The 25465-nt window shown below is 40.8% G+C and carries 16 protein-coding genes and 1 pseudogene; 8 read left to right on the top strand and 9 right to left on the bottom strand.

Features of this window, described 5'->3' with window-relative positions; genetic code table 11:
* Positions 1-252: 252 nt before the first annotated feature.
* Positions 253-3774: an ATP-binding protein gene (locus tag ES754_RS07020; RefSeq protein WP_147223495.1), complete on the bottom strand. Its 3522-nt coding sequence runs from the start codon at positions 3772-3774 to the stop codon at positions 253-255.
* Between the two features lie 269 nt (positions 3775-4043).
* A complete protein-coding gene (locus tag ES754_RS07015; RefSeq protein ID WP_147223494.1) occupies positions 4044-4985 on the bottom strand; it encodes an alpha/beta fold hydrolase in 942 nt (313 codons plus the stop codon).
* A 161-nt stretch (positions 4986-5146) separates the two neighbouring features.
* Between ES754_RS07015 and ES754_RS07010 the strand changes: the two genes are divergently transcribed.
* Both ES754_RS07010 and ES754_RS07005 read left to right on the top strand, forming a co-directional pair.
* Positions 5147-6211, top strand: coding sequence for an NAD(P)H-dependent flavin oxidoreductase (locus tag ES754_RS07010; RefSeq protein WP_147223493.1), 1065 nt, complete (start codon positions 5147-5149; stop codon positions 6209-6211).
* A gap of 465 nt (positions 6212-6676) precedes the next feature.
* Positions 6677-8242 (top strand): MATE family efflux transporter, encoded by a 1566-nt coding sequence (locus ES754_RS07005; RefSeq protein ID WP_147223492.1) that lies wholly within the window; start codon positions 6677-6679, stop codon positions 8240-8242.
* A gap of 118 nt (positions 8243-8360) precedes the next feature.
* On the opposite strand, the pseudogene ES754_RS07000 reads toward ES754_RS07005, so the two are convergent.
* Positions 8361-9110: pseudogene (locus ES754_RS07000) on the bottom strand (aspartate/glutamate racemase family protein).
* 347 nt (positions 9111-9457) lie between these two features.
* On the opposite strand from ES754_RS07000, the gene ES754_RS06995 reads away from it, so the two are divergent.
* The 5 genes from ES754_RS06995 to ES754_RS06975 all read left to right on the top strand — a co-directional run bounded on the left by ES754_RS06995 (position 9458) and on the right by ES754_RS06975 (position 13986).
* Entirely contained in the window at positions 9458-9712 is a 255-nt protein-coding gene (locus tag ES754_RS06995) for a DUF2798 domain-containing protein (RefSeq protein ID WP_147223491.1), read from the top strand.
* 81 nt (positions 9713-9793) lie between these two features.
* Positions 9794-10954, top strand: coding sequence for a DUF2157 domain-containing protein (locus tag ES754_RS06990; protein WP_147223490.1), 1161 nt, complete (start codon positions 9794-9796; stop codon positions 10952-10954).
* Positions 10947-12101, top strand: coding sequence for a DUF4401 domain-containing protein (locus ES754_RS06985; RefSeq protein WP_147223489.1), 1155 nt, complete (start codon positions 10947-10949; stop codon positions 12099-12101). Before ES754_RS06990 ends, ES754_RS06985 begins: the two co-directional genes overlap by 8 nt.
* Positions 12098-12796 carry a GDYXXLXY domain-containing protein gene (locus ES754_RS06980; protein WP_147223488.1) on the top strand — a complete coding sequence of 233 codons (699 nt, stop codon included), beginning with the start codon at positions 12098-12100 and terminating at the stop codon, positions 12794-12796. The genes ES754_RS06985 and ES754_RS06980 overlap by 4 nt, the downstream gene beginning before the upstream one ends.
* Before the next feature lie 212 nt (positions 12797-13008).
* The gene (locus ES754_RS06975) at positions 13009-13986 is read left to right on the top strand and encodes a zinc-binding dehydrogenase (protein ID WP_147223487.1); all 978 of its coding nucleotides are present in this window, start codon (positions 13009-13011) and stop codon (positions 13984-13986) included.
* 171 nt (positions 13987-14157) lie between these two features.
* On the opposite strand, the gene ES754_RS06970 is transcribed toward ES754_RS06975, so the two are convergent.
* From ES754_RS06970 to guaA, 3 genes are all read right to left on the bottom strand, one after another.
* Complete coding sequence (locus ES754_RS06970; protein WP_147223486.1) at positions 14158-14826, bottom strand: HNH endonuclease family protein; 669 nt, start codon at positions 14824-14826, stop codon at positions 14158-14160.
* Between the two features lie 4 nt (positions 14827-14830).
* Positions 14831-16075 carry an AAA family ATPase gene (locus ES754_RS06965; protein WP_147223485.1) on the bottom strand — a complete coding sequence of 415 codons (1245 nt, stop codon included), beginning with the start codon at positions 16073-16075 and terminating at the stop codon, positions 14831-14833.
* 317 nt (positions 16076-16392) lie between these two features.
* Positions 16393-17970 (bottom strand): glutamine-hydrolyzing GMP synthase, encoded by a 1578-nt coding sequence (gene guaA, locus ES754_RS06960; RefSeq protein ID WP_227678016.1) that lies wholly within the window; start codon positions 17968-17970, stop codon positions 16393-16395.
* A 646-nt stretch (positions 17971-18616) separates the two neighbouring features.
* Here guaA and ES754_RS06955 point away from each other — a divergent pair.
* Positions 18617-20515, top strand: coding sequence for a BCCT family transporter (locus ES754_RS06955; RefSeq protein WP_228267769.1), 1899 nt, complete (start codon positions 18617-18619; stop codon positions 20513-20515).
* Positions 20516-20660: 145 nt separating this feature from the next.
* Here the strand turns inward: ES754_RS06955 and ES754_RS06950 are convergent, their stop codons facing one another.
* From ES754_RS06950 to ES754_RS06940, 3 genes are all read right to left on the bottom strand, one after another.
* Complete coding sequence (locus ES754_RS06950) at positions 20661-21818, bottom strand: MalY/PatB family protein (RefSeq protein WP_147223483.1); 1158 nt, start codon at positions 21816-21818, stop codon at positions 20661-20663.
* Between the two features lie 102 nt (positions 21819-21920).
* The gene (locus ES754_RS06945; protein ID WP_147223482.1) at positions 21921-23324 is read right to left on the bottom strand and encodes an McrC family protein; all 1404 of its coding nucleotides are present in this window, start codon (positions 23322-23324) and stop codon (positions 21921-21923) included.
* Positions 23305-25452, bottom strand: a complete 2148-nt coding sequence (locus tag ES754_RS06940) for an McrB family protein (protein ID WP_147223481.1) — start codon at positions 25450-25452, stop codon at positions 23305-23307. The genes ES754_RS06945 and ES754_RS06940 overlap by 20 nt, the downstream gene beginning before the upstream one ends.
* Between the last annotated feature and the right edge of the window lie 13 nt (positions 25453-25465).

The raw sequence follows: 25465 nt of genomic DNA, 5'->3' as shown, positions 1-25465 counted from the left end.
TAGCTTATTACTTTAGGTAAGTCAAACTAGCAGTTAGCGCTGCGCCTTGTGTGCCAGATTGGATAGAGGCTGATAAAATTCATCGTTGAAAACCCGTGACTAAAATATTTTTTAATCCGACTCTTTACCTAAACCACAAAAACCTAATATTTATAATATTTTTAGATTGACTAGGAATCAGCCTCGCCCAAAACATATAAAAATGATTTAATTTTGTGATGTATAAGCTCCGTAAAATATCTAGAATTTCATTTACTCTAAGCTCCGTGAATAAATATTAAAAAATAGCTTACTTAAAACTTCTTCTTTGTTCGAAAGATTATCTATATTTCTTATGATATTTTCCAAACGCAAATAGTCTGTGCGCTTTCCGCTTTCAGATAATGGTTTAAAGATAACATCAAGTGCGTACTCAGATTGATGCTGATTGAACCAATTGAATAAAGCTTCTACTACTCTTTGATGCGCCCAACCTTCTTTCTTTCGATCAGATATCCACCAATGCACAAAATTGCTATTATTTTCTAAAGAGTCATTTAATCTTGAGGTATCAACTTCAACAAACCTCCTGAGACCTTTATCTATTAACAGGGGTTCTAGTACTTGAGAAATATCTTCCCATCCTTGCTTCAAACAAATTTCACTATAACCAGATAGATATCTTTCATCATGATATTTAAAATATGGCTGTAGAGCCTTCATTTGCTCATAACGATAAACACCTTTTCTACCTTCAGTTCTTATTCCTAAAGTAAATTTAGATAACTTAAAAACCTCTTTAATGTTCTTCTCATTTTCAAGTGTGCTCGCTACCAATTCCTGTAGTTTGGGCGTTGCAATCATTAAAGCTATTTGGATAAATCTATAATGATAAGAAAGGTTGTTCCAATATTTGATTAGGATTTCCTCTGCTTTTTGAATTTCAAGCTTTTCGTATAACTCAGCTACCATCCATAATTCATTTGAGTATGAGTCTGAGGACTCACTAACATTTGCAATTTTCTCTTCAAATATTTGCTCGAATTTTTCGTGCCAAATATAACGTGTAGCTTGCCACCAATAACTAGAGTCGTCATTTATTTTCTCTACTAGCTCATCAATAGCTGTCATATCCTTACGTTTTGCTCGACCCATCAATGCGGTTTCAAAGCGAATATCGCTATTAGTTATTTTTTGTAGAACTACTAAATCATCATGATATGGACTCATTTCCCATAAATTAAAAGCACTCTTTCTTAGAAATTCGTCATTCTCTAAGCTTTCAGAAATAGATAACAACCTTTCCTTACTTTCAATTGAAAGTATTTTTCCACCTTCAGAATTTCTACGCAAATTATCTAATACCGCACTTGGCATAGAATTACCTTGCCGTCTACTATTAGCTAAGCGCGTTGCTTGCGCTTCTAAGACATCAGCATTATCAACATCACTAAGCATGTACAAAATATAGAAATTCAAGCTATCTCTCTTTTCTGCTTCTTGAAGTATGAAAGCAATTGACTTATGAGGTACATACTCGCTAAATTTCCACTTTAAACCATGTGCCGCGAAACCTGCTCTATCCGTAGAATGATACTCATTTTCTTCATCTGACAAGCTTTCCCAATAGTCAAATATGGGTTCTAATAATGAATGCGGGTCATCATCACATACTCTAGCAGCAGCCCAAAAAAACATACGATAGTCTTTTTCGTCATTGGGTATTAAATGCCATGCTGTCCTAACAGCATTTGCAAAACTAGTATTTTCGGTATAGCCAATTAAACGTAATAACTGATGCTTTGCTTCATAATTAATACTTTCATCTATCAAATTCTCACAAATCTGCTTTACTAAACCTTCTCCATATTTATTAAAAACATGATCAATAATTTGTTTTTCACCAGTTACATTTGTATCAAAATGATGGGTCGATATCCATTGTAATCCATTGCTTAAGTTTCCCTGCTTGAAGCTAATTTGGTAAAAAAAGGGGTTATGATATCTATCACTATATAAATTTAAAATTTCAGGTACTGAAGTATGAAACACGTCATTTAAAATTATTAACGATTGATATTGTTGAGAATCGTAGACATCAAACTGATGCTCAGGGGTTTCTAACCATGTTTTGACGTTATTGACTGCAGTGTTTAGGTATGATGAATTAGTTTTTGTAGAGAATGCGTAGCAATGAAATGCCACAAGACTATTTTGGATACTAATTTGATACAGCTTATTTTTATCGAGACTTGCTAAGGCACATGAGATACCAATAATCTCTGAAAAATAAGGGTCTGTTAAATCAAAGTTATCATCTTCTAGATAACTAATTATGGATTTTGCGATAATGTAATAATTAAGGCGGTCATGCCGTGACAGAATAGTGTAATTTGGACTTTCAAAAGCTTGTCTAAATAAACGACCATCATTTAGAACTTGCTTCAATACTTTTTGAGACTCTTGAGATAACCCTCTTAAGTCTCGAGATTCTCCTTGCACCTTTTTGTTCTGAAATAGATATAATCCATATTCATCGATTGCATCTTCTATTTCATAAACCAACAAATTGTCCCTAGTAGCAATAGACTGAACGGTGTTATGCACATACTCTTCAATAACATTAGAGTTTTCATGAAATTCCGCTAAGTTTGCTAGTGAAATTAACAGTGGGTCATAACCTAGTTGTTGTGCAATATTTGCTGCGGACAGCTCATCAATTCTGATTTTTTCTTTTGTTACTCTCGCAATTATTGCTCTTTTCGCTTCATTTTCATTATAGCTTTCTAAATACTCGAGTTTGAAACAGGCTTCCAAACTTTTCTTTTCCTCGTAGCTTAAGCCAGCTATTAACCTATGCCATACTGGGCAAAGTAAAATAAAATTAGCACCATTCTTTGACCAATCTATCAACTTTCTCAGCAGTCTTGCGCTATCTGATGAGCGATTAATATCTTCTACTAAGATTATTAAAGGTTCATCGATTGAACAAAACTCTAATGCTTGATGACCTGATTGAGATACTAATTCGTTGGCATATCGACGTAACTCAATATCGATAGCTTCCTCAATAGATAGAGCTTGGTTGACTGTATTATCGTCAAGCACTAATACAGGTTTTTGAAGTGCTAAATGTCTTTTTAGTACATTAATGCAGTAAGTAGTTTTACCTGACCCTGAAACACCTACAATTAACGTATTTTGATGAATAGGTTTAAAATTTCGTTCAATAAATAATTCAGCATCAAAATTAAGATTTGATAGACTTTTCTCACCGATTTCGAGTAGCAGCTGTTTTGAAAGATTGTTTGGTTCTACTGTTTGAAATACTTGATTATATAAACCGTATTCTTTCATTAGGTCTATTAATTCGTTACCATTTTTCAATGATATAAAATTCTCATTTTTTCCTAGATTGTCGGTGGTTTTTTTACGCCACTTAAACCACCAACTAGTAGAATCTATATCCATAACGCTAGGGATACATAATATCCACCTCTCTAACTCATATTTTTCTGATTCAATGGCGGTTTTGAAGGATTTTCTTATTTGATCTTTCTGTGAGTCTCCAAAATCGTATAGAAAAAACTTACATTGAATTACTGTTATTGGCTCAACTCCAAGACTACCAATGAAGATGTCAATTCCACCGTCACCCTGTTTTACTTCAATTTGACTTACGTCTTGATCAGAGTGAATTTTTCGGAATAATGTTTCACAAGCAGTCTCGAAAGCTGCTCTTGCACCTTCTATACCACCTTTCAACTCTTTGAAATCTTGCCAATTTCTATCCATTTCACACCTAATTTTAAGTAGATAACTATATTAGTATAGTTCTATCATGAAGTTTGATTGATTTTTCTATAGCGTTATGGTGCAGGTATAGTGAAGTGGAACTTCCGTATTCAATTTATTGAAGTCATAAAATCTAGCTGATAAGATTATATTTTAATTATTACCGCAAACCTTTCCATGAAGGAGTGGTTTAGCTCCGATTGAATCAGATATACTTAACTACAAATCTATAGTCAAATATTTTAACTACCAATCCGTAGTCAAAATCCCTACTCCAAACCCGCCCGAAACATTTTATAATCATCCGCCGTCTCTTTTACCGCCTCTATCATCGGCACATGACCAACATTGGGCATGATGATAACTTGCGCTTGCGGCATCAACTCACTCATCAATTCGGCAGTCTCAGTCTTTATTACTTTGTCCTCAGCGCCCCAAACAATCAGCGTGGGAATATTATATTGGGCTACGACTTTAGCGCGCGCCTCTACGTTGTCTTCAACGATTTGCTCGATGATTTTGGCTTGTAGGTCACGATTGGCGATGTTTTCTTGTGCAAAAACCGCTTGCACCGTTTTAGGAATAAAGGGCGGCTTATTCATCACCAATTTATACAGTTTAAAATACTCTTGAGTAGTGGCGATGACGAGTGGGTTATTATCCGCAGTAGCGTTTTGGTATCGGTCATATAGCCCTGCTGACCAAAAGCCGGCGCTATCCAGTAGCCATAAGCTTTTAACATTGTCAGGATGCATGGCGGCATAGGCGACACTGATACTGCCACCCATCGAATTGCCGCCGATATGAATAGCGGATGCCATACCTTTCGCTTGTAGCAGCTCATGCAAACGCTGCGCTTGCGCATCGGCGCGATAGTCTGCGTCGTCTGGTTTACTAGAGTTACCAAAACCCAGCAGGTCTGGGATAATCAAGTGATAGCCATTTAATTTATCCGCGATACGGGTAAAGTTATCTTTATTACCGCCAAAACCGTGAATCAGCAATAACGGCTCGCCAGCTAAATTGCCACCTTCTAGATAAGTGATTTCATCGCCGGACGCCAGCATAAAGGCCTTCGTCTGTAGGCTTGATTTAAAGCGCTCATGCTGTACCAGCTTTTGAGTCGTAGCAACCGTAAAGGTGTTGGGCGTGGTACAGCCCACTATAGAAAGAGTCAGTAGAGCTGCAATACTTGTGCGCATTAATGTCATCAAACTGTCCTATCAATAACTGGCAAAATTAATTAAAAGCCATAATTTTAGCACAAGCTAACTAATTTTGAGCTTAAGCAATATTAGCAATTGCCCTGCTCTCAAAACTACACTACAGTTAGTTATAGAAAACCAGATATCAATCATAGGACGTGTATCCAATGACATTATTAGCGCAGCTCGGAATAAACTATCCTATCATTCAAGCCCCAATGGCAGGCGGTGCGACCACCCCTGAGCTGATTGCGACGGTCAGTAATTTTGGTGGCCTTGGCTCATTAGGTGGCGGTGCAACCAGTCCAGCCGCGTTAAATGAGCAGATTAATGCCATTAGAGTGCTTACTGACAAACCTTTTATGGTTAATCTAATGGTGTTATCAGAGCATGATGCCCGCACTTTTGATACTTCAATGCCAGCATGGCTGACGCAGTATTATCAACAGCAGCAAATTGATGCGGTACTGCCTGATAGACCAGCGCATAGCTTCGCTCAGCAGCTACAAGTGCTCTATGATAATCCAGTACCAGTTGCTAGCTTTACCTTTGGTATCCTGAGCGCTGAGCAGGTTCAACGCTTGCAACAGCTGGGCACTCGGGTTATTGGTACAGCAAACCATCCGCTTGAGGCAAAAGCATGGGCAGATAGTGGTGCCGATGCGGTATGTGTACAAGGTATGGAAGCGGGTGGACATCGTGGCGGTTGGTTACCCCAAAGCGAATCTGATCCGTTAGGACTACTGACCTTAATTGGCCAAACCCGAGCTTGTACCAATATTCCGTTAATTGCCGCTGGTGGTATTATGAGCGGACAAGATATTAAAGCCGTACAAGCCGCAGGTGCACAATTGGCGCAAATAGGTACGGCATTTTTAACGACCGATCAATCAGGTATTAATGCCACTTATAAGCAAGCGTTACTTGATGCGAGCACTGGTACGCGTAGCACTGAAACTCGTTTGACTCGGCTATTTTCTGGGAAGCAAGCACGCGGTTTGGTGAACGGTTATCTACGTGATTTTTCACAATTTGATAATGCCAATATTTTTGATAAAGAAGAGAGACTACCACCATATCCGCAGTTAAATGCTATGACCAATACTATGCGTGCTAATGCTGGGAGAAATGAAGACGCGGAACATCTCTCGTTATGGGCAGGACAATGTGTTGCGTTGGTCAGGCAAGAACAGACGATTGAATTACTAGAGCGCTTGGTAAAAGAGAGTTAGTTTGATGGATGTAGGCTGAGTTTTTAACCCAGCTTACAATAGCTCATACCCAATCAAGAGTGGGATCAATAACCCCTTAACACATTATGTGTAAATGACTGTTTCTTTAGCCCTTCACAAAACGCTTTATAATCCTCAGCGGTTCGCTCCACAGCCTCTATCATCGTTACATGACCAATCTCTCGCATCATGACTGGGAAAAATAACGATGTAGAACAGCTGTCACAATGGGTAAGGTAAGGCGTTGCATTTTATGTGGTTGAGTTACTAATGAGTGCGAAGGGTTCGTTACCGCTGATCTGATTACCGTTCTAATAAAGATGGTACAAGCATTCTCATTTATAATACGTATTTTTATTTAATCAATCTTAAGTTAACCATCTGGTATCTTTCGTAGGACGCTTTTTTACAATCAAACAAAGCTAACCAACTAAAGCCAACTTGGATGGCACAAAAGGAAAAACATTGAGTAAAACAGCTGCTTCCACTGATAAACGGCGTGACCTCACCACAGGGTCAATCCCTAAAACCATGCTCCTATTTGCATTACCAACCCTAGGATCATCCGCGCTACAGTCGCTAAATGGCTCGATCAATGCGGTCTGGGTAGGTCGATTTTTGGGTGAGGAAGCGTTAGCAGCGACGGCGAACGGCAACATTCTCATGTTTATACTGATTTCCTTCGTGTTTGGTTTCGGTATGGCGTCTACCATTTTGATTGGTCAGGCAATGGGACAGCGCAACGATAGCATGGTCAAGCAAACCATGGGAACGGCGCTGGGTAGCATTATTCCGATCAGTATAGTGGTGTCGGCAGTAGGATGGCTATTTGCGCCGACCCTACTTGATCTGCTGGGTACGCCAGCAAGTGCAGCAGAGCTTGCCTTAACCTATCTGCGCATGATTTTTATTGCGATGCCCACTACACTGACGTTTACGTTGATAATGATGGCACTGCGCGGGACGGGCGATTCTACGACGCCGCTTTGGTTTATTATTATATCGGTTGTTATTGACCTCGTTTTGACGCCAACGCTGATTTTGGGTCTAGGACCCTTCCCAGAATGGGGCATATTTGGCTCGGCATTTGCAACAGCCGTCGCCAACACGGTAGCGCTTATTGGTATGCTCGTCACCATGTATTTGCGTGGCTCAGTGCTGGCTCTTAGATTGCCGGAGCTGCGCTTTTTGCGCGCAGATCGAAAAATCTTGAAGTCGATGTTCTCAAAAGGGTTGCCGATGGGTCTACAGATGATCGTCATCTCATCAGCGGCGTTGACGATGCTGTCGCTGATTAACCGCGAAGGGGTGCAGACGACAGCCGCTTACAGCGCGACCCAACAGCTTTGGACGTACGTGCAGATGCCTGCAATGGCACTAAGTGCCGCGGCTAGTGCGATGGTCGCACAGAACATCGGTGCCAACCAATGGCATAGAATTGCAGGAATCACACGCTGGGGTCTTATTTTTAACCTAGTATTGACGGGCCTTATTATCGTGCTGCTGACCATTTTTGATGAAACCGTTCTAGGACTTTTCCTCGGCAGTGACAGTGAAGCAGTGCCGATCGGACGTCATATTCAGTTAATAGCGACATGGGGCTTTATCTTTTTTGGGATAGCGCAGATCTTTTTTGGTACCATGCGGGCAAACGGCTATGTCATTTGGCCACTGATTGCGATGGTCATTTCGATGTATCCGGTGCGTCTTGGCTTTGCTTTTGGGCTTTATCCGCTACTTGGAGAAGATGCGCTTTGGTTGTCATTTCCAGCCGGCATGGTGGCAACTGCCGTGATGGGTGCGGGACTATATTGGTACGGCGGCTGGCGTCAGGGTAAAAACATGCCTGCAGAAGAGGCGGCGCAAAGGTCTGAAGAGTTCCGCGCGCAGACAGGCACCAGTGCGTCGTTTCGTGATATTTTACCGACGACGGTATGGAAGCGATTACCTTTACGCCGTATTACAAGATTGCATCGACGACTTCGTAAACGACTGCATAGACGCCATATGATAAAGAAGAATAAACGATAATAGCCTCAACAACCTTGTTCCTATATACACGCTTAGCAGTGCGGCTTTTACTCATTGGTATGGTAAGTATATTATTAATACTTACCTGCTACGGCAAGTACCGCAACTAGTTTTACCTTTAACTAGACTTTTCATTACCTAATAAAAACTCCACCGCTGCTGCCGCATGAATAGCGGTGGTATCAAATACTGGAATAGGACTGTCTGCTTGGCTGATGAGTAGTCCAATCTCGGTACAGCCTAATATCACGCCCTCACATCCTTGCTGAGCTAAACCTTCAATCACTTGCATATAATACTGGCGAGAGCTATCAAGCAATTATCCTTGGCATAACTCAGCATAGATAATACGATGCACCTCAGCCCGTGCTTCAGTATCCGGTATGAGCACTTGCAAGCCAGCCGATTTAAGGCGCTGTTTATAAAAATCCTCAGTCATAGTGAACTGTGTACCGAGTAACGCAATCTTGGTTAAACCTTGCTGCTTAATCGCGTCTGCGGTCGCATCAGCAATATGAATAATCGGTAAGTCAGTCGCTGCTTGGACGTAATCCACGACTTTATGCATGGTATTGGTCGCGATGAGCAAACCTTGCGCGTCTGCTGCTTGTAAGCGTTTGGCACTGCATGCCATCATGCTACCCAATTCATCCCATTCGCCTTGTGCTTATGAGATTGCAACCGGTGCCAAATCGACACTATGAATCAATAAATCGGCTGAATGCAGACCACCCAATTTTGCTTTGACACCTTGGTTAATCAAGCGGTAATAGCTTTGCGTACTTTCCCAACTCATACCACCGATGATGCCTAACGTCTTTTGCTTAGGTGTTTGTTCTTGCTTCAGACTCTGCTGATAAGTTGACATCATACTTCCTATTATTAAGTTATGATTTAATTTTTTCCAGTGATGAAGCTTACGTTTGCTATTAACGTTACGATCTTTATCGTAGCAAAGCCTGCTGATATCAGCTAAGTTCATTTAAGGGTAAAGTATTCAACATTAAGACTAACTATAGCTTAATGTGAGTTATCCTATCTGTGACGCGCGATACAATGGCAATGATTACTGCATTAAATACGGGGCTTTTCACCTGTCAAATACTAAAATATAGCGTTCTGTTCCTAGGGCTTGGATAATATTAATATCACGCTGAATTACCTATCTAAAACTTGCCTAAATACAATTACTCTCATACCAAACTGAGCTTACCAATGACTGAAACTCCTACCTTTAAAATACGTACTCGCCAAAGATACTATCGGCTTATCTTCACGGGGCTTATGGCGATGATGATGTCACTCATCATTTCAGCCGCGCTTATTATCGTGAAAGTTGGCATAACGGATGGGTTTTTTATGACGCTGATGCATTCATGGGGATTGGCATTTGTATTTGCATGGCCAAGTGCCTATGTGTGCGCCTACTTTGTGCAGGTACATGTCTTGAGTCGAATTGAGTTTTATTAAAGTAGCTTCTAATCTTTCATTACCTCTACCTCATAAAAACAGCTAAGATAAGCTACAAACTGTTGTTAATGAGAGGACGCTATGACGCAATCACGGCGTACCATTGAGAATCTAGTGCAGCAGGGTGTGCTCCCTCTAGAGCATGCTGATACTGCAGCTTTAGAACTAGAGATGTACCCCACCAAACGCACATGGCTGTCATTCTTTGATAAGGCTGCGCTCATTATCGGGACGATCGCGCTAGTACTATCGTTAGTATTCTTTATTGCCTATAACTGGCTCAATATGGGTAAGATAGGTAAGTTTGCGTTAGTTGAGGGCGCTTTAGTCCTGACCATAGCCCTTCACGTAATCCTATATTTTAGACGGCGCTTTCAGCTAGCACAGCAATTACTTTTACTTGTTGCCAGTATCATCACTGGCAGCTTATTGGCTGTGTTTGGACAAGTTTATCAAACAGGTGCCGATACGTGGCAGCTGTTTTTTGGTTGGGCGCTCTTGATTATTCCGTGGGTGCTCATCGCTCGCCTGCCAGCACTTTGGCTAGTATGGCTTGGACTGGTAAATGCCAGTCTAATACTTTATATCGATGTCGTAGATATTCTATTTACCGATTATATTTATCAAGATATCTTGCAAGTGGCTACCCTCGCTATCTTAAATTTAGTGGCGCTAATTTTATGGCTGTTTAATATTGAAAATAAACACAACCCTCACTCAAGCTTTTATAAAACAATATTTTCCAAAACACTCCTTTCTAGAACCAGCCTTGTAAAAACGACTTCTTCTAAAACAGCCCTCTCTAAATCAGCTGCTTATCAAACAGCACTACCAACCAAGTCTAGCTTGCACTGGAGCACTTATGTTGTCGGCTTACTCAGTACTTATTTCATCACCTACCTTGCCATTATCACTGTCTTTGACGAGGTGAAAATACTACCGCTCCTTATCACTTTGTCGCTATGGGCAAGCTGGTGTGGCTTTATGCTTTGGCGTTTTTATAGACGGCACACTGATCTATTAATGCTGACTTATCTATGCGGCTCTGTGATTGCCGTGGTTATGGTTTGGGCAGGCAAGTTGCTGCTGGATGATTGGGAGGCTGGCGGGTTCTTATTATTGGCACTATTACTGATCGCCATGAGTTCAGCGACAGTAGTCTGGCTACGGCGCATTGCTCGCTTCGATAGGAGGGGTCACGAGTCTGAGCTACTGGCGCAAACGCGAGGTGACTATGAATAACAGTAACCCAAACCAGACCATTGCGCAGTTGCAGGAGCTTGGATTGATTTCACCTAGCTCTGCTATAGATAGCTTAAACATTGTTAGTGAAGTGGATAATCACAACAGGACACCTTGGTTTATCCATCTATTTTTCGGTTTTAGTGGGGTCTTATCGAGTATATTTTTGGTTGGGTCTTTGACTCTGATCTTGTATCAAGCAGATATTTTCGACAGCTCAATTTTGCAGTTAGTGATTGGCATCATACTAAGTACGGCAGCTTTTGCTTTATTTAAAAACAAGAAATCTCGGGATAATACTTTTTGGAACAGCTTGGCCTTTGCCATCAGTATTGCAGGTCAGCTATATGTGGCATTTGCGCTGTTCGGTAGCGACATAAAGACGCCGCTAGATACTGGGCTACTATTGCTTGTGCAGCTGGTGATGACGGTTATTATACCTAACTTTATTTATCGGCTGCTCAGTAGCACCGTCGCGTTAGGCTGTATTATATATATATTAGGCCATTACCAAATATTTGAGATTAACCTAGGATTATTGGCGTTGGTTATGGTTGTGGCAAACCTGCAACGCACCGCGATATTACAACGCCTGCCTGCTAAATGGCGCGCAGCAGCAATAGATATCAGTCGTGCGCTCACTTATGCCAGTGCTTTATTACTGATTATCTTCTCAGTTTATATTGTCAATGCTGAATACACTCGTGACTTTGTCAGCAATGTATTTGTCTATAACTATATCCTCGCGCAAGGGCTGCTAATGCTTGCCAGCCTATACGCCGCCTATCTTATTCTCAAACGTTATAACATCGCCCTATTCTCAAAACCCAGCTTAATCATAATGGGTGCAATCATCGTCTTAGGCGTTATATCGGTCTATGCCGCAGGATTGTTGGCAACCTGCCTCATCATCGTTATCGCGATGACCAATAGCCAACGTCTGTTATTAGGGCTTGGCGTGCTTGCATTGGTTGGCTATATATTTTGGTATTACTATCAGCTTGATACCTCATTATTAGTGAAGTCTGGCTCTATGCTAATCATTGGCATCGTCATGCTACTCATGCGTTGGTTACTGGTCAGCCGCTATTTTACTGATGATAAACAGCGGATAAATGCTACCGATAATAAGGGGCTCCAATCATGAATGATAAACTGGGGATTAAAAAAAATTCAGTCACCTCGGCAACCTCCATACCTTGGTGGCAGAAACGCAAACTTACTATCGTGATTGTGCTATTGGGTTTAGTGGCGATATTAATACTGATAAATATGAGTATCGTTAAGTACGAGCAGCATCTGGCTACTGGCAATACTGTGTTATTAGAGCTGGCACCGGTTGACCCGCGCGGCTTTATGCAGGGTGATTATATGGCGCTCAGTTATGCGCTAGAGCGTGAGATATTCGATGCGCTGCAACCAGAATATGACAAATTTGTGCAAAGAGCAGATACTCTAGCGTCAGAAAATAAGGTCATAAAAGCAGAAGCATTTGAGACAGAATTTCGTACTTATAAACCCAGCGACGGTTATGTAATTGTCAGAGTCGATAGTAATAATGTTGGACATTTCGTGCGCTTAGCGGACAAGATTGAACGTGATAACCGTAATAAGTTGGCTGCAAACGAGCTGCCTATTTATTACCGTATCCGTAATAGTAGTGTGCAACTGGCGACCAATGCGTTTTTCTTTCAAGAAGGACATGCAGAGTCTTTTGAAACTGCCAAATATGGTCTATTCCGTGTTAATGAACAAGGCGAGCCGCTATTAACAGAGATGGTAGATGAGAAGTTTAAGGTAATTGAAGGTACGAGCAATCAAGGTGAGGAAGCATCAAAGTAAAAGGCTGCGGGGTTAATTGCTAACCTTAATGGCTATATTAAATGACTAAATTTAATGGTGACATTTAATTCCTACTTTAATTCCTAAATCTGGCAATGCGCGTAACGCACAACGTTCATTAACTAAATTGATATTGCGCTAGCGGCGCGCGCCTTGTTACTGTTGATTACCGTTTTTAAGTATGCAATCAAAAATAAATAAAGGAATTTATCATGCGTAGCGCCACTTATGACCATTTCGGCAAACCTACTGAAGTCCTCAGCTTGGGTGACCGCCCTACTCCAGAGCCCAAAGCTAATGAAGTTCGAGTCAAAACCATCTTAGCCTCTATCCATAATCATGACTTGCTCACCATTCGCGGCAAGTATGGCTTTAAGCCTGAAATGCCCGCCATCGGTGGTTCTGAGGCGGTGGGTATCATTGATGCAGTGGGCAGCGACGTCACAGACTTAAAAGTGGGTCAACGGGTGGTGGCAGCCAGTGTGCAAGCGACTTGGGCGGAATTTTTCACTGCTCCCGAAAATATGGTTTTTGCCATACCAGACAGCTTAGAAGATGAGATGGCAGCACAATTAATTGCCATGCCACTCAGTGCCTTGATGTTGCTTGAATTCCTAGAGACCCAAAGTGGTCAATGGGTTATCCATAACGCAGCTAATGGAGCGGTCGGTAAATCACTGGCGATGCTAGCGGCGGCGCGCGGCGTAAAAACTATCAATTTAGTACGCAGTAGCGATGCGCTAGAAGAGTTAAAAGCACTAGATATTAACAATAATATCAATACTTCAGACGATGATTGGAAAGAGCAAGTAAAGTCAATTATCGGTGATGAGAAAATCAGCGCCGCCGTTGATTCTGTTGGCGGCGAAGCCAGTGGCGATTTATTATCGCTACTCGGTCATGGCGGTACCTTTGCAGTATTTGGGGCAATGTCAGGTAAGCCGATGATGCTCAATCCTACCGATATGATTTTTAAACAAGCGGTCCTAAAAGGCTTTTGGGGCAGTAAACTCAGTCAAGAAATGAGTGTGGAAAATAAGTGGCGCTTGGTTGAAGAGCTGATTGATAGAGCGGTTAGTGGTCAATTAAAACTGCCGACTGAAGCAACTTTTGATTTGGCAGATATTCTTAAAGCGGTCGATGGGAAAATGCAGTCTGAGAAGAAAGGCAAGATATTATTGAAGCCTTAGTATATTAAAAGCTGATTAAAACAAAAAATGGCAACGTTATAAGCGTTGCCATTTTTGCGTTCATTTGCAATTACAAAGTAAATTTTTAAAACAGTTTTGTCTATAAATAATTTATTTAAAGCAGAAATAAACTAGTTATCAACCTTACTTTCGCTAATTTACAGTAAAACGCTATTCAACTATGCCAATAAAATCTTGCAGCATAGGTCCTAACTCTTTGTCTTCAATGATGCACCAACTTATAAATGCACTGTATGGAGACGTAGCTTTGAGAAGTAGCTTGATTCGCTCAATAGCAATTGCTTTTTCTTCTGGTAAAGCCATTGGGGCATAGTAATTGTTTAATTCCTTGAAGAGCAGATTGTATTGATCAAACACTCTCTTTCTTAGGAACGAAGCTGAAATCGCTTTATTAGGGGTATGTTCACTATTAAAGACTTTGTCTAAGAGTTCCGCCGTTAGTTGAGTTTTATCGTCATCACTTTGAGCTTCAATTTGAAGATGTTTTGCATATGGTGTTGATGGTGGTAAATGTTTAACAGTTCGAACTACATCAGTATCTGGATCACAGCAGTCAAGAAGACCATTATACTTAGCAAGTTTTATGTTGTTGCAACGTCCACACGAGAAGTACAGGTTATTCCAATCGAACTTTAAGTCTTCATCACCTTCATGTGCAACGAAGTGTTCAACATTAATGTCTAGAGGTTCACTAGTTTCACAGATATAGCACTTCTTGTGAAATACTTTGTTTAGTGCTTCCAACACGTCTTCAGAGTCATACCTTCGTCTACCGGCTAGCGATGCGGGGGTCGATTCATTCCTTACTACATTAAACATACTACTACCCCTTTGCTTTATTAATTGCTAGTTTTGCCGAATTAACAAAGTAGAGCGATTCAGAATCCAAAGAATCTTCATCTTGAGGTAATGTATCTAAAAGTGCTTGAACTTCCTGAGGATCAATCGGCTGCCTTTCCAAAAGCTTAGCAAGTGCTTCGATGTTTTGTTGAAGCAAGTTAGAAATTGGAAGTACGCCAAACAAACCTTCAAGTACTGCTTCATACGAGTACATAGATAGATCTTCAACCTGCTCTAGCTTTGACAAGTCATAAATGACAGCGTCTTTAATCGATGAAACAACAAATGGTGAATGAGTAGTAACAATAAACTGAACTTTAGGAAAAGCACTTGTTAAAAACGACAATATCTTCTTTTGTAGTGAAACATGAAGGTGGGCGTCTATCTCATCAATCATAACGACGCCAGTTAACTCTTGTGGATCAATAGAACGTAATGACACCTTAGTAATTAAATCAGCATAAACTGCCATGATGGATGAAAAGCCAGATGATAATGTTTGGAATGTATAAGGTTTTTTATTTGGCTGATGGAGCTCAAAAGAGAATGAATCAGACTTAAAAACTAGCTTAAGTTCATCATCTTCAAAAAGATTCTGTAAGTCAGCCTCTAACTTCGTGAACCATTTATCAATTCGAGCGGCTTCTTGAGGGTTATTGTTAATTTTCTCCGACTCGGAAAATGCTTGATTAGCGATACTTGTTAGCAGGAACTCTTCAAAAATCGAAGAAGTGGTAGTTTTTTGATGTCGATTAGAAACTGTTTTTTGGTCTCTATCTCTGAGACTGTCGATTGGGGCGACAGAATTTGGTTTTAGAATATCTGACTTCCTACCTGCCTCGAATTGGAGAAGAACGGCCTGAAAATCTTTGTGCTTTATAATAAAGCTTTCAAGGTCAGATATCTCAATCAAAGAATTTTCCAACTCCTCTATTTGCTTCTTCGCGTCTTCTATTTCACTCACATAATATTCGTAATTCCTACCTGTCTGTCCTTCCCTGTTCATAGTTTGTTCAAAGGCGTCAATCGTTTGCTTAAGTTGTTGGATAGTAGAGTTTTTTCTGTCAACTATACGATCAATTAAATTGTTATAAACAAAATTCAGTAGTTGAGTTTTACCGCAGCCATTCCCGCCAGTTAAGATCAATGTTCTACCGTTGACGTCGATATCCACTTCTTTATCAGTATAAGGAATCTTCGTTTTAATTTTGGTTAGATAGCCTGACATAGTTTCGTCTCAATTAATATTAGATGAATTGTATATCATTTGATTTATAGTAGTGGAATTGAATTCGCAAAGAATTGATAAAAAATGGGGTGATGGCTTTATATTTGCTTGCTACTTGAAAGCTAATCTTCGATGTTTATAGCGTTTTAGCCTTGATTGCAGCGGTTATCCTTGTTTGACCACGGCGGGCTAAGTCGCCGCTCTAGTGGGCAGACAAAATAATAGCGAAAAGCGAGATTTGCTCCAAAAATTTCTACAAAAAAAGCACCCAACCAAGTTGAGTGCTTTTTTATTTTAGCTAAATACTAAGTAAAAAATTATTCCCACTCAATCGTAGCCGGTGGCTTACTCGACACATCATAAGTCACGCGTGAAACCTCAGCAATCTCATTCATAATGCGATTAGACACAATCTCAATCAAATCGTACGGCAGATGAGCAAAGCGCGCCGTCATAAAGTCCACAGTCTCAACCGCACGTAGCGCAATCACCCACGCATAACGACGACCATCACCAACCACGCCGACCGACTTAATCGGTTGGAATACCGCAAACGCTTGCGCAGTCTTTTCATACCAGCCTGATTTTTCTAGCTCTTCCATAAATATCGCATCAGCAGAGCGCAAGATATCAGCAAATTCTTTGGTCACTTCGCCTAAGATACGCACGCCCAAACCCGGTCCTGGGAACGGATGACGGTTAATCATTTTTGCCGGTAGACCAAGGGTAATACCCAATTTACGCACTTCATCTTTAAACAAATCACGTAACGGCTCAACCAATTTAAATGCCAAATCATCTGGCAAACCGCCCACATTATGATGGCTCTTAATGACGTGGGCTTTGCCTTGTTGCGACTTGGCTGATTCAATTACGTCCGGATAAATTGTTCCTTGCGCTAAGAACTCAACGACTTTACCATCGCCTTGCTCACTGACTTGACGGGCACTTTCAGCGAAGACATCAATGAAGGTTTTGCCGATGATTTTGCGTTTGGCTTCAGGGTCAGACTCGCCAGCCAATGCCGTTAAGAATAACTCTTCGGCATCAACACGAATGACTTTGACACCCATGTTTTCAGCGAATACCTGCATCACTTGGTCGCCTTCATGCAGACGCAGAAGACCAGTATCGACGAACACACAAGTTAATTGGTCTCCAATGGCTTTATGCAAGAGTGCCGCAACGACTGAGCTGTCTACACCACCTGAAAGACCTAGCAATACTTGTTTATCACCGATTTGTTTTTTGAGTTGTGCAATACGCATATCGATGATGTTATCGGACGTCCAACTACCGGCACAGCCACAGATATCATGGACAAAACGACCCAGTAACGCAGAACCTTGCGCAGTATGAGTCACTTCAGGATGGAATTGTAGACCATAATAATGGCGCGACTCATCCGCCATGATAGCAATTGGACAGCTCGGCGTACTGGCGACGATATCGAAGCCTTGTGGCGCATCAATGACTTTATCGCCATGACTCATCCAAACATTCAGCTTGCCAGCAGCGTCTTCGATGCCATCGGTAAGCGTAGAGTTACCATCAACATTAATGGTCACTGCACCGAATTCATGGATATCACTGGCATGGACTTGTCCACCGAAACGCTCTGCCATCGCTTGCATACCGTAGCAAATACCTAGTACGGGTACGCCTAAGTCAAATACGGCATCGTTAATGCGCGGGCTGTTTTCCGCGTGGACGCTCTCAGGACCACCGGATAAAATGATGCCTTTTGCACCAAAATCGATGATGCGCTGGGTGTCGATATCGTAAGGGAACATCTCACAGAATACACCTGAATCACGTACACGGCGGGCGATAAGCTGGCTGTACTGCGAGCCAAAATCGAGTATTAAGATGCGGTCTGCTTTTATAACAGGCATAGTAGGAACGTTAGTGGCAGTGGTCATAAATCGATGTCCATCAATAGATAAAATTGGTGGCCTATTTTAACAAGTTTTGGGATAGTAATGGCGGTTCGCTTGATGATTATTGGTGCTTATTTTAGTTTAAATAAAGATAGCGGGCTAAAACTCAATAATTTGTACTAAAAAATAGTAAACTACCCTCCCTGATTAAATAATAGACAATCGACCATTTACTCTAACCATAACAACAAACTTATAAGAAATCATAACTCTATATAACCTTGCAATACTTGCTCCTAGGCTAGCTTTCAGTGCTTTTGTACTGATACCTTCCATGAAATGATGCCCTTATTATCCTATATTTCTGTTTAAAACAAACGGACTCTATAGCTGACACCATAGCTTGTGTTATTGACTTACTCTCTAACTTCTATGAAGGTAGGGTTAGCAAATACCTGCAAATAACCTTGTTAAAAATAGCAACGTCTACCACTCTAACAACCTTTTTAGGCCGCTAGCCAAATGTCATAGTGCCGGCTCAATCGGCTACTTAGCAAACGGCTATTATTAATTAAGAATCTATGGAGACACTATAGGACCGCTTATTCTCGCCTATTTATTGCTGTAAATTCAGATTTAAACTCTAAAACAGGATAGTAAAATGAATAATTCTGGTAACAACCGAGATGACCAAAAGACCACTAAAAGTGTGAGGTCATTCTCAAAAAAACCATTGCCAGATTATACAAAAACTAATTCAGAGCACCATAGGCCGCCGCGTCTAGGTACCTTTGATGTTGGTATGCAAGTCTCTCAACGCAAGCCTGACTACGTCCCTGATACCCGTATAGATAAATTTACCTTTGGTATGGTTTTACTAATACTCTTTAGCATCGCTATCCCTTTGATACTGTTTCCCGATGAGGGCAAAGCTTGGGTGGGAACTGCTCGCACTTTTGTAGGAGATAACTTTGGTTTTGCCTACTTAGCGTTTGGCGTCCTCGCCATGATGTTCGTCATCTACATCGTGTTCTCAGATATCGGTAAAATAAAACTAGGTCGTCCAGAAGAAACGGCCGAATTCCCCGATGCTTCTTGGGCATCGATGTTATTTTGCGGCGGTATTGGAGCCAGTATTCTGTATTGGGGGCTGATCGAGTGGGCGTATTATTATCAAAGCCCCCCTTTTAATATAGCAGGCGGATCACCCGACGCCATTCGCTGGGCAACCACTTACGGTATTTTTCATTGGGGACCTGTTGCTTGGGCGATTTACTTAGTACCGGCTGTGCCTATTGCTTATTTCTACTATGTGCGTGAGACCCCAGTACTCAAAGTCAGCCAAACCTTGATGCCTTTACTAGGCGAAAAGCTGGCCAGCAGCAATTGGGCAAAAATGCTCGATGTGCTGTTTATCTTTGGTATGGTCGGCGGCGGCGCCACTACCTTAGGTCTTGCCTCGCCACTTATCAATGAAGGCTTGTATAACCTGTTTGGCTTACCTCGTAATATCACTATGCAGATCGTGGTGTTATTAGTTACCACCATAATCTTTGCTTATAGCGCCTATCAAGGACTAAAAGGCGGTATCCAAAAACTGTCAAATATTAATTTTTATTTGGCCATGGCCTTCTTACTATTTATTTTGATTGTCGGACCTACTGTATTTATCTTGAATACCGGTTTAGAGGCACTCGGGCGTTCTATTACCGCAATGCCGCGCATGATGACCTACGTCGAACCCTTTAAAGACTTCCAAGATTTCGGCTTTGCCCATACTACTTTTCCACAAGATTGGACAGTGTTTTATTGGGCGTGGTGGCTAGTATTCGCCCCGACTATTGGACTGTTTATTGCCAAAATATCTAGAGGACGTACTATCCGTAATATGGTCATCGGCTCGATGTTCTATGGCTCACTCGGCTGTGCGATGTTTATGATCATCTTGGGTAATTATGGCCTATATCTGCAATTGACTGGCACGGTAGATGTGGTTGCAGTATTAAATAATGAGTCGCCGACTGCGGCAATCTTTGCGATATTGAATAGCTTACCGATGTCTTATTTAGTAGTCGCTGTCTTTACCTTTTTAGCCGTTATTTTTACCGCAACCACCTTTGACTCTATCTCTTATATCTTAGCATCCGTGGTACAAGTAGAAGTCGATGACGAGCCGCATCGTTGGAATCGCCTATTTTGGGCCTTCACTTTGTGCTTATTACCGGCTATTTTGATGTTCTTAGGGGATTTACAGACCTTACAGACCGCCTCTATCATCGCAGGTGCTCCACTTATTATTATCTTAACCATGATGATGATCTCAGTGATTAAAGCGGCTCGCTATGATCTGTACTATCAGTCTGATTATGATCTAAAAACCATTCATATTGAAGAGTTGGCTAATAATGCACCGTGGGAGGAAGGTAAAACTTCAGAAGCGCCTGAAGGGTCAGTCTTACAACAACATGAGGAATGGGAGCAGATGCGCGAAGATACTGAAAATGCCGAAAATGACAATATTGAAAATGATAATGATGAAAACGCTAAGAATGAGAAGTAGCTGTCATTAAGCTCGTTCTAAAGTAATAAATTAAAAGGCTGGATTCGATATAAATCCAGCCTTTTTGCTGTTTTAAGCTTGCTAGTTATTCTATTTTAAAAAGCAAATAATACCAATGAAATGGATTTTTCTAGCTTTATGATGACTAGATAACCTCACTGAACGCTAAGTAAATACGGTTTAACCCTTCCATCAGTACTGCTTTCGGACAGGCGACGTTAAGGCGCATTTTAAGATGCCCCTCATCACCATATTGAATACCCGCGCTTAGCTCAACTTTAGCCTCTCTAAGCTGGTCATAAAACATTTGGTTATCTTGTCCATACGCTGAGCAATCAAGCCATATCAAATACGACGCCTCTGGGCGCATAACTTTGATATTAGGCAAGTGCTGCTCTAAAAAATCACAGACTAAGTCGATATTGGCTTCAATATAAGTTAACGCCTGCGCCAACCACTCACCGCCTTGCTCATAAGCACTAGCCATCACTTCATAAGCAAATAAGTTGAGATCATGCTCGTCACTTAAGCGCTGCTGTTGGCTAATTTTTTGGATCAATACTTCATCTTTAGCAAAAATCATCGAGCCTTTAATGCCCGCCACATTGAAGGCTTTGGTCATTGAGGTGATGCTCACTACTTTGTGCTCATAGCCTGTTGCGAGGCTTAAAAAAGGAATAAAATTATGACCGCTCAAGGTTAAATCTTGATGAATCTCATCACTCATAATCGCTACATCGTGCTTTTTACAAATCATAAGCAAAGCCTCAAGCTCATCTGCCGTCCACACCCGTCCGCCCGGGTTGTGCGGATTACATAGCAAATAAAGCTTCACATCATGCTCGACTATCTTAGCTTCGATATCGACCAAATCTAGATGATAGCGTCCTTTAGCTTCTGTTAATGGCGAGAGGATAAGTCGTCGCCCGTTATCCCGAACTTTAGTCATAAAAGGCGTATAGATGGGATCATTGACTAGCACTGCGTCCCCTACCTCAGTGAATATCCTCAGCATCAGCGCCAAACTTGGTATCACGCCGTGGGAAAACAGGATGTGTTGTTTATCCAGTGCTAACCCATAACGACTACCATGCCAATTAATAACCGCCTCGTGCAGAGCCTCGGTGGGTTTGGTGTATCCCAATACGCCATGATGCAGCACGCGTTCAATCGTATTTAGGATAGGCTGTGCCGCTCTAAAATCCATATCTGCCACCCAAAGCGCAATGGTATCGTCGGTATAATGCCATTTAAGCGAACCGGTATGACGTCTGTCGATTATTTCATCAAAATTGTACAACATAGGTGATCTCTTAAAGGGTGGCTTTGGCTTATTATAAATGGGAATTTAAGAAGGTTTATAGGTTAGATCAATCGGGCAAAATAATGGTTTAGGGTATGGTAGCTAATCCTGCCATCCGCTATCATTTTGCTCTATTGATAGCCCTTTAATAATCTCAATCAACTTCACCTCATTTTCAGCAACAGCCTTTTTAAATTTTTGGTAACTTGCGACCTGTTGCGGTATTGCTAATTTAAACTTGTGAATACTACCGCCGAAACCATTAAGTAATCCCATATTTAAAGCCAAATTACCATCTACTGTAGGGGCAATATAACCACCAATATTCGCTTTGTATAAAAACAAATACGAGAGAACTTGGTTTAGGTCATCTCGACTGATTTCATTGTCTTTCATACGCTTATATTTGGCGTCTAAAATAATATCGTTATTTTTGACAAAATCAGGATAACGACGCACGTTATTGCCCGAAAATTTCTGCGCATACACTTTGATACCACCTTGTTGGGTATTATTAGTGGGATGATCATATCCGAGAGGACGCAGTAGCGTGTTCAGATACTCTTCCCACAACCAAGCCCCATCGAACAAAATACCGTGAGCTTTGTCATCGTTGTTAGCGTATTTAAGACCTTCATGACGCAGAATTTGTAGGCAGATTTTTTGTAGGCCACTATATTCCGTAAAGTAAGGATGTACAAAAGGCTTACGGTTAGCATTGATAACGGTATGTCTGTCTCGTGCATGATATGACGGAGTGTGCTGGACAATTAGATTGACCAAATCAAATGTTTCGCTGTCACTATGCAAGACGTCTCTTAGATTAGGTTTTTGTTTGATAAGCTCGATAGTGTGGCGGATGAGTTGGGTTATCGGATTATCAAAACTGTGCTCTCGCACACGGTAGGCGACGTTACCTCGAAACGGTAAGTTTCGTTGCAGATGCGTTTTGATGTCGATAGCACCTTTGAGATTGCTGTCGTTATAGGTTTTCTTTTGATACTCTTTATATAAGCCTTGAGATAGGGCTTTTTTATGAAAGTAAGGAAACAAGTAGACCAAAAAATCAAATACGTTAGTCTGATTACGACTGTGTTTTAAATCAAACAGATTAACGCACAATACCTTTTGCAGCATATAGTGTAAAAAGTAATCTTCTTGGCTTCCTTCTTCTTGATTGCCTTGGTCATCATTATCAATAACAGAGGCCTGAGCAAAACGGGATTGGATTTTTAATTGCGTATCTTGCACGCCAATAAAACCCATGACATTCCCTGTATTCAAAAACGTCTTAGAGTTTTGAATACTTAACTCAAAAATAGGGTTGCTGGCAATACTATCTTCATTGTTCTTAAAGCACTCAGGGAATATCAACAGGTCAGGATTTGCGTGTATCAACTCACCAATACTTTGATTGGCGAGTAACGATAAGTCGGCTATGGCTTTACTAACGTTTGGCGTATTAGAGTCTAAAGCCAACGAAGTGTTATCCGTCGTTACGAGCATCGTCAAACCCTACTATTAGATTATAGGCATCTTTCAAACCTTGGAGCTGTTGCTCAGCATCAGGATAACCACGTAGATATTCAAAAAGTAGCGACTCTAAATGGTATGTCCACAGCTTATCGAAATTACCATCATAGTTGGCAAGCTTTAAGAAATACGCTGGGCCAACATGATAAGCTGCACTCAACCCTTGCACAGACTCGATAGCTTTGTTTAAAGCGATTAAGCGCTGTTTTGCTTCGTCTGACCATTTGTCAATTTGACCGTCCCACATAGATAGACGGTCTTCTGATTTAATCTCTTTCCATGCAAAACGACGACGCATAGCAAAATCAAACGATTCAACACTACGGTCAATATCATTCATCGTACCGATAATATAGACGTTATCTGGGATATAAAAGCCTTCTTTAAAGACGTCTTCTTCGGTTTGCAGATTGGAATATTGGGTAGTGACTCTGCCACTCTCGCCCCGATAGCCAGGGTCAATGGAGAAGAAAAGCTCGCCTAAGACTTTGGAGATTTCAGCACGGTTGATTTCATCAAGTATAAGAATGAATTTTTTACCTTTGTCTTCCGTATTGGCCATTCTTAGATCATAGTTTTCTTCGATATACTCGCATATTGGGATTAGATAAGACTTCCAATCCAATATTTTACCAGTCTCAAAATAGGTTTGAATCTTTTCTTTACTTAAGGTTATAGGAGTTGGATCTTCAGTATCAGCTTTAATAATTATATGACCGTTTGGACTGATACTGATTTTAAAGGGATTTTTCCGTATCCGGGTTTTTAATTTTATTTTTTCTTCAGCAACCTCATCGGTAAACTTTTTATAGACCTCATCAAAGTTACTCAACTGTTGATTGTTCTGGTATTTTAACGCTTGTTTACAGAACTTCTTAAAGCTCCCATCTCGCAGCTCAAAACCAACTTCACCATCTTCATTTTGAATGGGTCGTAAGCCTTCGACAAAATCGGTGTAATCGTATGAAGGATGAAACTGTATGAGCTTGTGCTCTGCTCCCCATGCTTCAGCCAGCGTTTTAGCTAAATAGGTTTTACCGGTGCCCGGTGCGCCGGTTAGTATAAGGTTTTTATTGGCAAGCAGTAGCTCGCTAATTTCTTGTAGTAAAGGATTGGTAATAGATTGCTGAGTATCTTGATCATCTGGTTGGCTGTTAATAGTCAATTTATTAGCATTTTCAAATATTTTTTTGTACAACTTAAAAACATCACCTTTTAAATCGTTGATAATACTGTAGTAGTCTATTAATGGTAGTTCGTTACCGACTAGTTGAACATTACGACCAAATAAATTATATCCACCTTCTCCCATAGTTCTCAAAGACACTAAATCAATCGAAAAATCTCTATTTATAAGTGTTTCAACTTCCTCACTATTTTGCAGAGATAAAAACGTATCTACAAAAGGTTTTACAAGTTCAAGTGAGGTCTTTTCATTGTTGAAGGGGACGTACTGAGCATTAAAACCTAATCCATAGCCAATATTATTATTTCCTAAATTGATATGATATTGAATCTCTGTTCCACCGCCTACGTTAATTGCCCAATCTCTACTTGGGTCGTCATATTTAAACAGATTTTGCGAGTTAGGCATAATTTTCATATTAGCCAATTTCTTTCTGGCTTCAGCAAAATCTTTTTTAAACTTACCCATATCTTTGTTGATGTGTTTGATCAAGGTACCTAAATTATCAATATAAAGCGAAGTTGAATTCATATAGTTAAGTTCAGTCATTGCTTCAGCAAGCTCTTCACGCATTGTCCATTCAAATAGTTTTCCCGATACCTTAGTTCCAAGCATTGTAACTAGCCAATAAGTTTTACCACCTTCTTCGGTAGTTATTTCAAACCTATTTAAACGCTCCTGAACAGCCCTACTAAACCCAGTGATAAACCCACTGATTGAAAAAGGAGAAGTATTGTATTTCTCAGCTAGAAATTTACAGGTAGCTTTATGTTCTGGCTCTAAGAAGAAAATACTCAGCGCATATCTATAGTTATTTGTCATAAAATTATCGTCAGATAATATCTTTAACCACTCATCCTTAGTTACTTGCGACTCAGAATTATAATCATCACTTTTAACAACAATCTGCTGCATGCTTTATTCCTAT

It is taken from the genome of Psychrobacter frigidicola (assembly GCF_007997305.1).
Classification (GTDB): domain Bacteria; phylum Pseudomonadota; class Gammaproteobacteria; order Pseudomonadales; family Moraxellaceae; genus Psychrobacter; species Psychrobacter frigidicola.
Note: the sequence above shows the minus strand (reverse complement) of the source record. Positions and strands in the feature narration are given on the sequence as shown.